Origin of the sequence: Solibacillus isronensis, from assembly GCF_900168685.1 — a bacterium.
Lineage (GTDB): Bacteria > Bacillota > Bacilli > Bacillales_A > Planococcaceae > Solibacillus > Solibacillus isronensis_A.
The window spans coordinates 2168340-2182341 of sequence record NZ_FVZN01000014.1 but is presented as its reverse complement, the minus strand read 5'-3'; the positions used below and the strand labels follow the sequence as shown (position 1 = coordinate 2182341).

General features: G+C 38.8%; 13 protein-coding genes. 10 read left to right on the top strand and 3 right to left on the bottom strand.

Going from position 1 to position 14002, the window contains the following annotated elements:
- The first annotated feature begins 55 nt into the window (after positions 1-55).
- Genes B5473_RS19600 through B5473_RS19590 form a run of 3 tightly spaced genes read left to right on the top strand, consistent with a single transcriptional unit; the run spans position 56 to position 3000 of the window.
- On the top strand, positions 56-1255 hold the full coding sequence (locus B5473_RS19600; protein WP_079528302.1) for a quaternary amine ABC transporter ATP-binding protein: 1200 nt from the start codon (positions 56-58) through the stop codon (positions 1253-1255).
- Complete coding sequence (locus tag B5473_RS19595) at positions 1248-2111, top strand: ABC transporter permease (RefSeq protein ID WP_079528300.1); 864 nt, start codon at positions 1248-1250, stop codon at positions 2109-2111. The genes B5473_RS19600 and B5473_RS19595 overlap by 8 nt, the downstream gene beginning before the upstream one ends.
- Before the next feature lies 1 nt (position 2112).
- Entirely contained in the window at positions 2113-3000 is an 888-nt protein-coding gene (locus B5473_RS19590) for a glycine betaine ABC transporter substrate-binding protein (protein WP_079528298.1), read from the top strand.
- 138 nt (positions 3001-3138) lie between these two features.
- Here B5473_RS19590 and B5473_RS19585 read toward each other — a convergent pair whose 3' ends face one another.
- Positions 3139-4329 carry a coenzyme F420-0:L-glutamate ligase gene (locus tag B5473_RS19585; protein ID WP_079528295.1) on the bottom strand — a complete coding sequence of 397 codons (1191 nt, stop codon included), beginning with the start codon at positions 4327-4329 and terminating at the stop codon, positions 3139-3141.
- A 153-nt stretch (positions 4330-4482) separates the two neighbouring features.
- Between B5473_RS19585 and B5473_RS19580 the strand changes: the two genes are divergently transcribed.
- Together B5473_RS19580 and B5473_RS19575 are read left to right on the top strand one after the other, a co-directional pair.
- On the top strand, positions 4483-5376 hold the full coding sequence (locus B5473_RS19580; RefSeq protein WP_079528293.1) for a LysR family transcriptional regulator: 894 nt from the start codon (positions 4483-4485) through the stop codon (positions 5374-5376).
- Positions 5377-5398: 22 nt separating this feature from the next.
- Complete coding sequence (locus tag B5473_RS19575; protein ID WP_079528290.1) at positions 5399-6844, top strand: DEAD/DEAH box helicase; 1446 nt, start codon at positions 5399-5401, stop codon at positions 6842-6844.
- 70 nt (positions 6845-6914) lie between these two features.
- On the opposite strand, the gene B5473_RS19570 is transcribed toward B5473_RS19575, so the two are convergent.
- Positions 6915-7808: a TetR/AcrR family transcriptional regulator gene (locus B5473_RS19570; protein WP_079528287.1), complete on the bottom strand. Its 894-nt coding sequence runs from the start codon at positions 7806-7808 to the stop codon at positions 6915-6917.
- Between the two features lie 232 nt (positions 7809-8040).
- Between B5473_RS19570 and B5473_RS19565 the strand changes: the two genes are divergently transcribed.
- Both B5473_RS19565 and B5473_RS19560 read left to right on the top strand, forming a co-directional pair.
- On the top strand, positions 8041-9564 hold the full coding sequence (locus B5473_RS19565) for a DHA2 family efflux MFS transporter permease subunit (RefSeq protein ID WP_079528285.1): 1524 nt from the start codon (positions 8041-8043) through the stop codon (positions 9562-9564).
- 90 nt (positions 9565-9654) lie between these two features.
- Positions 9655-10026, top strand: a complete 372-nt coding sequence (locus B5473_RS19560) for a VOC family protein (RefSeq protein WP_079528283.1) — start codon at positions 9655-9657, stop codon at positions 10024-10026.
- 37 nt (positions 10027-10063) lie between these two features.
- Here the strand turns inward: B5473_RS19560 and rnhC are convergent, their stop codons facing one another.
- Entirely contained in the window at positions 10064-10993 is a 930-nt protein-coding gene (rnhC, locus tag B5473_RS19555; RefSeq protein WP_079528281.1) for a ribonuclease HIII, read from the bottom strand.
- A gap of 262 nt (positions 10994-11255) precedes the next feature.
- Between rnhC and zapA the strand changes: the two genes are divergently transcribed.
- The 3 genes from zapA to polX all read left to right on the top strand — a co-directional run bounded on the left by zapA (position 11256) and on the right by polX (position 13992).
- Positions 11256-11516, top strand: a complete 261-nt coding sequence (zapA, locus tag B5473_RS19550) for a cell division protein ZapA (RefSeq protein ID WP_008405018.1) — start codon at positions 11256-11258, stop codon at positions 11514-11516.
- 5 nt (positions 11517-11521) lie between these two features.
- A complete protein-coding gene (locus B5473_RS19545) occupies positions 11522-12061 on the top strand; it encodes a CvpA family protein (protein ID WP_079528278.1) in 540 nt (179 codons plus the stop codon).
- A gap of 215 nt (positions 12062-12276) precedes the next feature.
- Positions 12277-13992, top strand: coding sequence for a DNA polymerase/3'-5' exonuclease PolX (polX, locus tag B5473_RS19540; protein WP_176142107.1), 1716 nt, complete (start codon positions 12277-12279; stop codon positions 13990-13992).
- Positions 13993-14002 lie beyond the last annotated feature (10 nt).

The following is a 14002-nucleotide window of genomic DNA, read 5'->3' as shown; positions in this document are numbered from 1 at the left end:
GAGATAAATATAAAGTTGTTACTAGCATGAAATTAATTATATTAGGAAGTGGATTATGGGGAAAATTAAAATAGACCGAGTCACTAAAGTATTTGGAAAAAATACATCACAGGCATTAAAGCTCGTGAAGCAAGAAAAATCCAAAGAACAGATATTAAAAGAAACAAATGCTACTGTAGGTGTATATGAAGCTAGTTTGACAATTGAAGAGGGTGAGATTTTCGTAATTATGGGGCTTTCAGGAAGTGGGAAGTCTACATTAATCCGTTTACTCAATCGTCTCATTCAACCAACGAGTGGTGATATTTATATAGATGATCAAAATATTACAAAGCTCAATAAAAAAAGCCTGCAGCTTGTTCGCAGGGAAAAAATGAGCATGGTGTTTCAAAACTTCGCATTATTCCCGCAACGTACCATTTTACAAAATGCAGAGTATGGCCTGGAAGTCAGAGGCGTTCCGAAAGAGGAAAGACGATTAAAAGCAGAAAAGGCTTTACAGAATGCAGGGTTGCTCTCCTATAAAGACCAGTATCCAGAACAATTATCAGGTGGTATGCAGCAGCGTGTAGGACTTGCACGGGCGTTGGCAAATGATACAGAAATCATATTAATGGATGAAGCTTTTTCTGCTCTTGATCCGCTCATTCGTAAAGAGATGCAAGATGAGCTATTGGAGTTACAAGCTAATTTACAAAAAACAATTGTCTTTATTACACATGATTTAAATGAAGCGCTTCGTATTGGTGATCGTATTGCTATTATGAAGGATGGAAAGATCATGCAAGTAGGAACAGGGGAAGAGATTTTGACTAACCCTGCAAATGAGTATGTCCGTTCATTCCTGGAAGATGTAGACCGTTCGAAAGTATTGACGGCGGAAAATGCAATGATTCGTCCAATGACAATTCAAATTGATCATGAAGGGCCAAAAGTTGCGTTGCAGCGTATGAGAGAAGACAAAGTAAGTGTCCTCTTGGCAGTAGATAAAGCCCGAAAATATTTAGGCTATATTACTGCAAATGATGCACTGGAGCTTGCGCAATCCGGTGAAAAATCACTGCAATCAATTTTACGCAATGATATGCCGATTGTTGAACCATCTACAGTTATACAGGATATTTTATCGGTTATTTCCGATTCTCCGACACCGGTTGCTGTAGTCGAAGAGGGAAAACTGCGCGGTGTACTAATCCGTGGAGTTGTTTTAGAGTCGTTAGCCTCTGAAAAAAACGGGGGTGTAGACAATGAGTAAAATTTTAAATTTAGCAACACCATTACCGGTAGCTGAAAAAGTAGAAGATTTGATGGATATTGTAACAGACACATTTTCAGCCCAATTCCGTTTCATTCAAAACAACGGTGAAGATATGATGGATCTTGTTACATCCGCATTAACAGCTATTCCGCCGTATGTATTTATTTTAATCATTGCCGTGTTAGCATTTTTTGCAACAGGCAAAAAATTTGGCTTAGCCATCTTTTCAATCATTGGTTTACTGTTCATATTAAACCAGGGCTTATGGGATCAGCTTATGAATACATTTACACTCGTGCTGTTTTCTAGTTTAATTGCGATTGTAATCGGTATACCACTCGGCATTCTGATGTCGAAATCAAAAGTAGTGGAAGAAATTTTAAAACCAATTTTAGACTTTATGCAAACAATGCCTGGATTCGTTTATTTAATTCCAGCTGTAGCATTTTTCGGAATTGGTGTTGTACCAGGTGTATTTGCTTCAGTTATCTTCGCATTACCACCAACTGTACGTTTTACAAATCTCGGTATCCGTCAAGTTCCGACTCATTTAATCGAAGCGGCGGACTCTTATGGTAGTACATTCACTCAAAAATTAGTGAAAGTAGAACTGCCACTTTCAAAATCTACTATTATGGCCGGTATTAACCAAACGGTACTATTATCACTATCGATGGTCGTTATTGCATCAATGATCGGTGCACCAGGTTTAGGTCGTGAAGTATTATCGGCACTACAACGAGCACAAATCGGTAATGGATTTGTTGCGGGGATAAGTCTAGTAATCTTCGCTATTATTGTAGACCGTTTAACACAAAGTTTAAATAAGCAAAAATCAAATGGGGGAAAGTAAAATGAAAAAAATGAAATGGATGCCTGCAGCAACAGCAATGAGCGCTGCGCTATTATTAGCTGCGTGTGGAGATGACACAACAGAGAAAAAAGAAACGTCATCATCAGAAGATTTAGGTTCAATTGAGTTAGCCTATGTAGAATGGGATTCAGAGGTTGCTTCTACGTATGTGGTGGCAGAAGTACTGGAAAGTGTCGGCTATAAAGTAGACATTACACCATTGGACAATGCCATCATGTGGGAGGCAGTTTCTAAAGGTGAAGCAGATGCGATGGTATCTGGCTGGTTACCTGCTACACATGCTTCACAGTATGAAAAATACGGTGCAGACGTAGAAGATTTAGGACCAAACTTACAAGGTGCTAAAATCGGTTTAGTTGTACCAAGTTATATGGAAGCAACATCAATTGCTGATTTATCTACAGAAGCGGCATCAACAATTACAGGTATTGAAGCAGGTGCAGGTGTTGTTGCGGCTGCTGAAAGAGCACTTGAAACATATCCGAACCTAGAATCTTGGGCATTACAACCATCTTCATCAGGTGCGATGACAGTAGCTTTAGAACAAGCGATTAAAAATGAGGAAGACATCGTTGTGACAGGCTGGAGCCCACACTGGAAATTTGCAAACTATGATTTAAAATATTTGGAAGATCCTGAAGGTGTATTTGGCGGAGAAGAAAGCATTCACACATTTGTACGTCAAAACTTGGAACAGGAGTCACCTGATGCATTCAAAATTTTAGATGCCTTTGAATGGACAACAGAAGATATCGAAGAAGTCATGCTGAACATTTACTCAGGAACAAAACCTGAAGAAGCGGCACAACAATGGGTTGAAGAAAACCAAGACGTTGTAAACAAATGGACAGAAGGTATTGAGAAGTAAATCAAACCAGTCTATAAAAGACTTAGTCTAAATAAGTAACGGTGCAAATTTCGGAATTTGCACCGTTTATTTTTTACCTATTTAAATACGAAATAAAAGACTCAACTTCCGCTGACGGAAATTGAGTCTTTTTGTTTTTTATTTTGTATAGTTATCGAAATAACCTTGGATGTAGATCATTGGTGTTCCTTTATCGCCTGAACCAGAAGTTAAGTCAGATAATGAACCGATTAAATCTGTCAGCTTACGAGGTGTTGTACCTTGCGCAGCCATATTACCAGTTAAATCTTCTTCTTTGTTGTTGATATATTCTTTGATTGCTTCTTTCAGTTCTTCACCTTGCAAGTTAGAGAAATCATTGTCCGCTAAATACTTCAACTTAATTTCGTTTGGAGTACCATCGAGACCTGGAGTGTAAGCAGGTGATACAACAGGGTCTGCAAGCTCCCAAATTTGACCTACTGGATCTTTAAATGCGCCGTCACCGTAGATCATTACTTCTACAAGTTTACCTGTAGCCGCTAAAATTTTCGCTTGGATGTCATCAACGATTGGTTGACAGTTGTCCGGGAATAATTTCACGCTATCTTCTGTCGATTTGTTTGATCCAAGTAATCCGTAATTAGAGTTAGAGCCAGATCCGTTTACAGATTCAGCTAAAATGTTGTCAAGACCATAAACTTTTTCTGCTCCAGCAGCTTTTAAAATACGTTTTGTACGGAAACGAGAGTGAATATCGCAAGTTAAAATGCTTTTCGTATAATCTAAAATCGTTTTTGCATTGTTTGAGAAGATGACTTCAACTTCTGCACCTTGTTCAACGATTAATTCTTTATAATATTCGATGTAGTCCACACCTGTAAATGTATGTTTGTTAAAACCGAAATGACCACGGAATTCAGCTTCTGTCAGCACATCTGTCCATGGGTTAATACCTTTTTCATCAAGTTCATCCAATGATACTAAATGGTTGCCCACTTCATCAGATGGGTAGCTTAGCATAAGAACGATTTTCTTTGTACCTGCTGCAATTCCTTTTAAAATGTTAGAGAAGCGGTTACGCGAAAGAATCGGGAAAATCACACCTACAGTGTCATCACCGAATTTTGATTTTACATCAGATGCGATATCTGAAATTTTAGCGTAGTTACCTTGTGCACGTGCAACAACAGATTCAGTCACTGTCACAATATCACGATTCTCAATTTCAAAGCCTTCTGTCTTTGCAGCATTTAACGCTGTATCAACAACGATTTGAACAATATCGTCCCCTTCATTAATAATTGGGCCACGAAGACCTCGTACAACCGTTCCTACTACACGTTCCAAAATAATCTCTCCTTCAAAAGCTGTAAGTTATATTTTAATTGCTTTTGCTTAATGTTAAGCAAAACATAAGTAATCTCACAATGTTTACTATAACCTGTTCATGTGATATAAGTAAAATTAATAATTCTAATATCAGATATAAGTGAGGGTTATATGATAATAAAGTTGGAAGCATATCGCATTTTTAATGAAGTAAGTCGAAGTAAAAGTTTTTCAAAGGCAGCAACTGCTTTATATATGACACAGCCGGCTGTTAGCCAGTCTATTTCAAAACTTGAGAAAGAACTTGATACAGTCTTATTTAACAGAACACCAAAAGGGGTAACCTTAACTGAAGAAGGCGAATTGTTACATGAATATGTCAATTCTGCTCTTGGCATTTTAGACGCGGGAGAAGAGAAAATTGCCGAATTTAAAAATCTGCGTACAGGCGTATTACGCATCGGGGTTGGGGATACGATTTCAAGATACTTTTTACTGCCTTATTTAGAGGCATTCCATATTAAATATCCTGGCATTAAACTAAAGGTTTTAAACGGTACAACGAATGAAATATTAGCTTTTATTAAATCAGGGGAAGCGGATTTAGGCATATGTAACTTGCCGATTCATGATCCACAGCTTCAAGTTATCCCTTGTAAGGAAATTCATGATATATTTGTGTGCGGACAAAAATATAAAAATTTATCAAAAAAGCCAATTCGCCTCGATATGCTCATGAAGCTGCCGTTAATTTTTTTGGAGAAAAAGGCAAACTCCCGAAATTATGTGGAAAACTATTTAAAAGAACAGGGCTATACAATTTCACCTGAATTCGAATTAGGCTCACATGATTTAGTATTGGAATTTGCAAAAATTAATTTAGGTGTCGCAAGTGTAACAAAGGAGTTTGCGACCGATTACTTGGATAAAGGGCTTTTATATGAAATTGAGCTCCAACAGCCAATTCCTAAGCGTAATTTAGGAATTGTCCATTTAAAAAATGTTTCACTTTCAAAAGCAACGAGAAAATTTATCGCTATTGTTGATCCGGGAATCATTCATTAATAGAAGAAAATGAGGAATAAATATGACAAATAATTTTAACGACTATCCATTATCACCTGAACTACAACATGCGCTTAAAGATTTGGATTACAGCACACCGACCGAAGTTCAGCAAAAAGTGTTGCCCCATGCATTAAAAGAACATGATCTAATTGTTAAAGCACAAACAGGAAGCGGAAAAACTGCTGCATTTGCGATTCCGATTTGCGAAAACATCGATTGGATCGAAAACAAGCCACAAGCACTAGTATTAACACCAACACGTGAATTGGCTGTCCAAGTAAAAGAAGAGTTTACCAATATTGGACGTTACAAACGTATTAAAGCTACCGCATTATACGGAAAACAGCCGTTCCGTTATCAGCAGGACGAATTAAAGCAAAAAACACATATTGCAGTTGGTACACCGGGACGCGTACTTGACCATATCGAAAAGGGGACATTAAAGCTTGATAAAATTCGCTATGTTGTCCTTGATGAAGCAGACGAAATGCTAAACATGGGCTTTATCGAGCAAGTTGAGGCGATATTGGCTCATGTGGAACATCGTGAAGTAATGATGCTGTTTTCAGCGACAGTACCGGAAACGATAAAAAAACTGGCATCCAATTATTTAAAAGAACCGATCGATATCGAAGTCCATTCGGAAGAGGCTGCACCAAAAATTGAACATGCTGTTATTGAAGTACAGGACGAGGGAAAAACAGCTGCTGTCGAAAAAATTGCTGTTGTGGAAAATCCGGATACGTGCATTATTTTCTGTCGTACGAAAGATCGTGTCGATGCCTTGCACGATTATTTATATGATCGAGAGTACAGTGTCGATAAGTTGCATGGCGGTATGGATCAGTCAACTCGTCTACTTGTCATGAATGATTATAAGCGAGGAGACTTCCGCTATTTAGTGGCAACAGATGTTGCGGCGCGCGGTATTGATATCGAGAACATATCGTTAGTAATTAACTATGATTTGCCGATGGAAAAGGAAGCGTATGTACATCGTACTGGCCGAACAGGACGTGCCGGCAAGGAAGGGAAGGCTGTTACTTTTGTGACCCCGTTTGAACATGACTTTTTGGCGGGAATTGAAGAACTGATCGGATTTACGATTCCGAAGATGGACTTGCCGACACATGAAGAAGTAGAAGCAAAGGCTGAGGCGTTTGACAAAAAGATGCAAAGCCGACCACAAAAGAAAAAACAAAAGAATGCCAAAGTCGATGCCAACATTACGAAACTCTATTTTAACGGCGGTAAGAAGAAAAAGCTGCGTGCTGTTGATTTTGTCGGAACGATTGCAAAAATTCCGGGTATGACCGCGGCAGATATCGGCATTATTACAATTCTGGATACGTCTACATTCGTGGAAATTCTAAATGGTAAAGGCAATCTCGTGTTAAAAGCGATGAAAACAACGCCGATTAAGGGCAAGCAATTGAAAGTGCACATCTCAACGAGCAATAACTAATAAAAAGCCGTATTGAACAGATCACGTTCAATACGACTTTTTTTATTGGTGAGGGAATCAGATGCGTGTATTACTTCTGATCCCCGTTTTTGATAAAGTACCATAATAAATTTGCAAGTTCGACATTTTCTCCGGCATGCGGTGTGTTTGTAAAAGCTTCACGGAAAGGCTTAAGCAAAGTTTCAATAACAGCAAGACGTAATTCATTACGATGCAGTTCATCTAGAATACTTTCAGTGAATTGTACCCCAACCTCATTGTCAGTATCCAATTTTAACTGATCAAGGAAGCCTTGGACCTTTTCAATTAAATCACTCTTTGTAATCGACTGATAAATTTTTTTCTCTTCGACTAGCTGAAGTGCATCCTGTGTAATGAGGATTTCACCATTTTCCAACATAATAGGATAAATTGCTTTAACGTTACGTAATGCAATTTGCAATATTTTCTTCTGGTCGGTTATTTCACTGTAAAAGAGACGGAGGGAATAGGTTAAATGGTGAACCATCGCAAAATATAAAATGGCGATCTCAAGAGAATAAGGGCGGACTTCCTCACCGAAAATATCTATGAAACGATTGGATACCCACTCGATTTCCAATAGGCGATAGCGTTCCAATAATCGACGGAGCTCCTTGTCATTCGATTGAAAGATATTTTCGAACAAGGATACTAAGTTTTGCTTTTTATTAATTTGCATAAGAACGAGAATTTGTTCCAATAATAAGTTTTCATCGGTAATATCTTGATTTAGCAGCATCTCATGGCGTAATAAGCTCGCTTCGTATCTAGTCTGTTCCATAATTGATTTAAAACATTCCACTTTAGATGAGAAATAATTATAAAATGTCCCTTTTGAAATAAGCGCTTTGTCTAAAATGTCCTGTATTGATGTTTCATGAAAGCCTTTTTCGATAAAAAGCTGTAATGCACTATCAAGCACCTGTCTTTTTCGTTGATTCATGAACTTCCTCCATATCAATTAAAACGATTTACTATACCTATAAAGTAATAAAATCGAGAAAAATTTTGTGCTATTTAATCTGAATTGTACTCTCATTCTACTGTTTAAAACGTGTATTCGCAATGTTTTTAGACTGCGAGTATAAAATTGTTGAATTTATTGGACTCTGAGTATAAAATAGTTCGAGTACAGAAATAGGAAGATTGAAAGATTGAGGAAGGGAAATAAAATTATGGAACAGACACAAGATGTAAAAACATTTAAAAAACCCCCGTATTTAATGATAGCCGTATTATTTGTTGGGGCGTTTGTAGCATTTTTAAATAACACATTATTAAACGTAGCTTTACCGTCTATTATGACTGCTTTTGATATTGAAGATTATTCAACAGTACAATGGCTAGCGACAGGCTATATGCTTGTAAGTGGGGTATTGGTTCCTGCTTCGGCGTACTTAATTACAAAATTCAGAACACGACCTTTATTCATTATATCAATGACGATTTTCGTTATTGGTACAGCATTGGCCTCATTTGCGCCTAGCTTCGAATTTTTATTGGCAGGTCGTATGATTCAGGCAGCTGGTGCAGCAACGATGGCACCGGTTTTAATGAATGTTATGCTTATCAGCTTCCCGGTTGAAAAACGCGGGCAGGCGATGGGGATGTTCGGGTTAGTTATGGTATTGGCACCAGCAATCGGACCGACTTTATCTGGATGGATTGTTGAACATTATGACTGGAGCGTTCTGTTCAAAATGATTCTTCCAATTGCCGTTTTATCACTTTTACTGGCAGTTTGGAAACTGGAAGATGTATTGCCAAATCGTGATGCTAAAATTGATATGCTATCTGTCGTATTGTCGACAATCGGTTTTGGTGGATTATTATATGGTTTCAGTACAGCAAGTTCAGCAGGCTGGTCAGCGGTTGAAGTTTGGGGTACGATCGCTGCTGGAGCAATTGGTTTAGCATGGTTTATCATTCGCCAATTCCGTTTAGAGCAGCCTTTACTAGATTTACGTATTTACACATATCCTTCTTACGCATTAGCTTCTGTCGTATCAATGGTATTATCTGTAGCAATGTTCTCAGGGATGATTTTAACACCTGCCTATGTGCAGAATGTTCGCGGAATTGAACCGTTTGAAGCAGGATTAATGATGTTGCCAGGTGCAATTGTAATGGGGATTATGTCGCCAATTACAGGGAAATTATTCGACCGTTTTGGACCGCGCATTTTAGCGGTTGTCGGATTAGCAATTACTACATTAGCGACAATCGGATTAGGTTATTTGGAAGTTGATTCAACTTATTTATTTATTATTTCTTTATATACAATTCGTATGTTCGGTATTTCTATGGTTATGATGCCGATTATGACAAACGGTTTAAATGCTTTGCCAAACCGTTTAAATCCGCATGGTACAGCTATGAACAATACAGCTCAGCAAGTAGCAGGGGCAATTGGTACAGCTGTTTTAGTTACAATTTTCAACTCACACACAAAAACACGTGCAGCTGAAATTGCAGCGGATATGCAAGCGAATGCTTCATCTGCAGTACAACCGACTGCTGAGCAAATTGCACAAGCCCAAGCACAAGTAATGCAACAGGCAATGCTTGACGGGATTACGTTCAGTTTCTTCGTAGCAGCAGGTATTACAGTCGTAGCTTTAATTTTAGCGATATTTATTAAGCGTGTAGACGTAACGAAACGTGAAGACTTTATGGGAAATGTACCAGAAAAAAAATAAAATAATGAAACGGCGGGAGATTTTATCTCCTACCGTTTTTTTTATTTGTTATACTTGGTTAAAGTACGCGTTTAAAAAGGAGTTCGAAAAATGATTGAACAATTAGGGCAAGTCATGTTGTATGTAGAAGATCAGGAACAATCAAAAAAGTTTTGGACTGAAAAATTAGGATTTACTGTAGTTTCCGACATCAATAACGGCATGCGAATTATTACGGTTGCACCAAAGGATGAAGCGCAAACAAGCATTGTATTGCATGATAAAAAGAAAATAGAAGAAATGTCTCCTGAATTGAATTTATCTACGCCTTCATTAATGTTTTATGCAAAAAATTTAGAGGAACTGTATGAAGATTTTAAAGCAAAGGGAATTACGGTTGGGGAGTTCATGAAGATGCCTTTCGGGAAAGTGTTCAACTTTGCCGATGATGAGGAAAATTATTTTGCAGTAATGGAAAAATAAGATAGGAGCTGTGCCAATAATGGCGGCAGCTCCTTTTCTATTTTCTCTTTTGCAGAAGTTTGCGTGCTTTTTCAGTATTGGCAAAATGCCATTTCGTCATAGAACGAAGTGTCTCTTCGCCATGCTTCAACCAAATTTTAGCGGCCATTTCATCTACTTTGCCGCTCGCTCCTTTTTGAAGAGGGAACCCTGTCACTTTTGCAAGACGATCCATTTCTTTAAGAAATGCATAACGTGCTAAAATCGAGGCGGTAGCAACAGCTACATGCAGATTTTCGGCTTTAGTCGAGAACAGAACATTTTGACGGACAATTTCTTTTTCATTCTTAATGTGATTATAGTAAATTCCGCGCTCTGCAAATTGGTCGATTAAAATATATTGCGGGGTTTCCGGTGCTATTTTTGTCAATACATGCTTTAATGCCTGATTGTGCAGCAACGCTTTTATTTTCCCCTGCGAGTACCCGCGTGCCTGAATTGCATTGTATTTATCATTGCGCAGCGTCAAGATACTGTGAACACAAACCTTCATTAGATCTGGAGCAATTTGACGCATATAATCATCAGTCAACTGTTTCGAATCCTTCACACCAAGTTCCTGGACGAGCGCTATTTTATCTGCGGGAACATAGACAGCAGCAACAGTTACAGGGCCAAAGTAATCGCCTGTTCCGGTTTCATCTGAACCTAAAACGGATAATGTTGCAAAATTGTCTGGGAGTGTATCACCTTTCGTGGAGGCAATTCTAGCCGTTGGAGCACCTGCTTGCCCCCAGCGTGCTGCTTCACGTTCTGCACCAGCCCCTTGAAACATTACTTTTCCAGATTTATATGCAGTGATGGCCGTATCGGCAAGTTTTACCGCAAAAATAACGCCAGGAGCCTTTCGTTCAATGAGAGCGTCTTTATAGAAATGTTGAATTGATTGCTGTTGTTCAGCACTGCAAAGTAAAACGATATTTGTCATAATCGATCCTTTCAAAACAATGTATTACTATGAGTATAGCTTTTTGAATAAAAAAGGGGAACTTACATATGTATGCTTCTTTCACAGGAACATTCGGGACATGGTGTTGCGATAGTGAAATTGGAAATGTTATGATGTACAATAGGAAAATGGCATCGTTATATAATAGAATCAATCAGGTTTGCTTTCAATCTTTTTATTGGGCAAAAAACGAAAAAAGTTTATTCGTTACTGTTCACTTATTTTTTCTGGAGGGATTATTTTGGCTGAGCAAGAAAAGAATCGCATTTCCGTAGAAATATATGGTAATACATATAAAATGGTAGGAACAGAATCATCGGTCCATATGCGTCTTGTTGCTTCATTAGTGGACGACAAAATGCGGGAAATCAGTGCCCATAATCCATCTTTAGATACAGCGAAGCTAGCTGTATTAACAGCCGTTAATTCTGTGCACGACTATCTATTATTAAAAGAACAATTTGAAAAACTAGAAATACAATTGAAACATTTGAAGGGTTGACATACATGTTGGATTTAATCATTCTCGCAGTCTTTATCATTAGTCTTATAGTTGGAGCGAAACGAGGGTTCGTTGTTCAGCTTATTAATATCGGAAGTTTTATTGTTGCCCTCATTGTAGCGATTATTTATTATAAGCCGCTAGCAGAAAAATTTGTTTTATGGATTCCGTATCCTGGCTTTACAGAAGGTTCAACAATGACGCTCGTTCTGGATTCACTCGATGTTGACCGTACATTTTATCGCGTCTTTGCGTTTGCCATTATTTTCTTTGCAGTAAAGATTGCCCTCCAAATTGTCGGGTCTATGTTTGATTTTTTAACGTATTTACCTGTATTGAGTTCATTAAACTATGTATTAGGTGCAGTTCTTGGATTTATTGAAATGTATCTTGTACTATTTATTGGACTGTATGTTGTGGCATTACTGCCGGTGGAATCGATTCAAACATTCATCGACAGCTCAATTTTGGCAGGACTCATACTTGAGCATACCCCGCTTATTACGAGCATGTTCCAAAATTGGTGGTATATCCAAAAAAATTAACTTATTTCAGCGGGTGTCCTAAATTCAGAAAAGGAGTTACTAAAGAAAGAAGTCAACCTAAAAGCATCGCATTATGCTAATACAGCTGACTTATCCGCACACCGTGGATCTTTAGCCGGTTCAGGACACCATTATGCCGAGGCGTAATTGATTTGAAAATCATGCGAATGCTTCTCTCGATTTTCGGGAGGAGCTTTTTTAAAGGAGAGATAATGATGAACAAAAAAATTATTATTCGTACATTAGAAAAAATAGCTTTATATATGGAGCTGCAGGCAGAAAATCCGTTTAAAGTATCCGCCTTCCGAAAAGCGGCAGCGGCACTCGAGGCAGATGAGCGAAGCCTAAGCGAAATCGATGATATTACAGCAATTAAAGGAATCGGAAAAGGAACGGCTTCGGTAATTACAGAGCTGATGGAAATCGGGGAATCGACTGTATTGAAAGAGCTGGAGGCAGTCGTACCAAAAGGGCTTGTTCCGTTGATGAAACTACCGGGTTTAGGTGGTAAAAAGCTTGCTAAATTGTATCAGGAACTTAACATAGTTGATGCAGCCACATTAAAGGCAGCTTGTGAGGCAGGTCAAGTAAGAGGGCTTGCGGGGTTTGCGGCAAAAACAGAGGAAAAAATTTTAAAAGAACTTGAAACTTTTGGTTCCCGTGCTGAACGATTACCTATTTGGCAGCTGGAGCCTGTTGTATTGGAAATTAACGAGCTTTTAGCAAGTCTGCCTGAAGTAGAGCTGTTCTCGGTTGCAGGGAGCTTCCGACGCGTTGCGGAAACGAGTAAAGACGTTGATTTTATTGTAGCAACAAAGGAGTATGAAGTTGTACGTGAAGCGATTTTAACGCGCCTTGCAATATTGGAAACCGTTGCGGCAGGGGATACAAAAGTGTCCGTAATATTGGACCGTGAAGAACCGGTAAGTGTAGATTTCCGTTTAGTGACGCGGGAAGAATTTGCAACAGCACTTCATCATTTCACTGGCTCGAAAGACCACAATGTACGCATGCGTCAGCTTGCAAAATCAATGGGTAAAAAAATTAGTGAATATGGTGTCGAGCAAGAAGACGGCACTGTCGTAACATTTGAGTCGGAAGAAGCGTTTTTTGCGCATTTTAACTTACCTTTTATTCCGCCGACTGTGCGTGAAAGCGGGAAAGAGCTGGATCGTTTGGACGAGCTAAGCGGATTAGTGAAGCTGGAAGATATCGTAGCGGATCTTCATATGCATACAACTTGGTCAGATGGCGCGCATTCAGTTAGCGAGATGGGGCAAGCTTTAATGGATATCGGATATTCTCATGCAGTAATTACCGATCACTCTCAATATTTAAAAGTGGCGAATGGATTAACACCTGAACGACTTGAGCAGCAAAAGCTTGATATTTATGCATTTAACGAAGCAAATCCAAATTTCCGACTGTACAGAGGTACGGAAATGGATATTCTGCCGGATGGAACATTAGACTTTGGTGATGATGTTTTAAAAGAACTGGATTTTGTTATCGCATCGATTCATTCAAGTTTTACACAATCGCAGGACAAAATTATGGCGCGCTTAAAAACAGCGGTAGAAAATCCGTACGTCCATATGATTGCTCACCCGACAGGCCGTATCGTCGGGCAGCGCGGAGGCTATGACCCGGACGTACCGTTATTGATCGAATGGGCTGCAGAACATGGTAAAATATTGGAACTCAATGCTAATCCGTACCGCCTGGACTTAAGCATCGAATATTTAATGCTGGCAATGGAGAAAAATGTACCAATCGCCATCAATACAGACGCCCATGCTATTGACCAACTGCGCTTTATGGACATCGGTGTCAAATACGCACAAAAAGCATGGCTGAAAAAAGACCTGATCGTTAACACGTGGTCAAAAGATAAATTCGAAGCATTTATTGCGAAAAATAAAGAAAAGTAATAGGAGGTGT